General features: G+C 55.5%; 1 protein-coding gene. It reads left to right on the top strand.

The features are described from left to right. Window positions 1–1394 (top strand): SDR family oxidoreductase (locus L696_RS29035; RefSeq protein ID WP_155985486.1); only part of this gene is annotated, 1394 nt, incomplete at both ends.

Genomic DNA, 1394 nt, shown 5'->3' on the forward strand with positions numbered 1-1394 from the left:
CCGGAGGCGGCGGAAAGTAGCTGGGGGGAGTATGTGCTGTACCCGGGGCTGCTGGACGGAGCGTTGCAGAGCTGTATGGGATTGGCGCTGAGCGAGGAAGACCAGCGGGTAATGTTGCCCTTTGCGCTGGAGAGTCTGGAGGTGCACGGGGAGCTGAGCAAACGGATGTGGGCGTGGATCCGGCGCCGGAAAGGGGGAAGCGGCACCGGGAAGCTGGACATCGATCTGTGCGAGGAAGGTGGTCGGGTCTGTGTCCGGTTGTCCGGATTGATGGTACGGGCCGTGGAGCGCTTGATCGGAATGGAGACACCCAAAACGCTTCCTGCCTCGGATAAGCTGGGGCGTAGGAAGCGCGAATGCGACGGTGATCCGCTCTTTCCGCAAACGACAGACGCTGTTCACTCAGTGGGAGCACTTCTGCTGGCGCCCAGTTGGAGTGAATGCCCAGAAAAGCCGGTTGGAGCTGTTCCGCCTTTCATCAAGCATGTGGTACTACTCGGAATGGAGAACGAGGCTATATACGAAGATTTTAAGCATTGCCTAGAAGATTGCGCCGATACACTGCCATCCACCGAGGTGCTGAATTTGGGCTTCAACCGGGAACCGAACGGAGCCGATGAATGCTTCAGCGAAGCGGCTACTCGGACATTCCGAAAGCTCCAAAGCATTATTCAAGATAAGCCGTGCGGCAAAGTGCTGATTCAACTAGCGATACCGAATTGCGGAGAACAACGCCTATTGGCAGGATTAACGGGAATGCTGCAAACAGCCGTTTCTGAAAATCCCCAGCTGGTTGGACAGCTCATCGAAACCGCATCTGACGACAGCGCTGCAGAATTACTCCGCAAATTGCAGGAAAGCGCGACTCGGCCAGACATGAAGCATATCCGTTATGACGGCGGCAAATGCCGGATGCTGGAATGGCATAAGCTGGTGCAGCGCGGGGAACAGTGTCCTGCGTTGCCCTGCAAAGATAACGGAATCTATTTAATTACAGGCGGCGCGGGCGGCCTCGGGAGCATTATGGCCCGCGAAATATCCCGTACCTGGAGGGGGACGACGCTGATCCTTACCGGCCGTTCTGCGATAGCACAGGGGGATCTGGACAAGCTGGGGCTGTCCTTAAAGAATGATACCCGCGTTGAGTATATTTCTGTCGATGTAGCCGACCGTGAAGCGACTGCCGCAATGATTCATGATATTCACATCCGCCACGGCGCTCTTCACGGCATCATTCACAGTGCCGGTATACACCGCGACAATTTCATAATAAAGAAAACGGAAGATGAACTGCATGCTGTGCTAGCACCGAAGGTGCGCGGTCTGGTGAACCTCGATCAGGCAAGTAAAAGCATACCATTGGATTTTGTCCTGCTATTCTCTTCACTGGCGGG

The organism is Paenibacillus maysiensis (assembly GCF_000520815.1).
GTDB lineage: Bacteria > Bacillota > Bacilli > Paenibacillales > Paenibacillaceae > Paenibacillus > Paenibacillus maysiensis.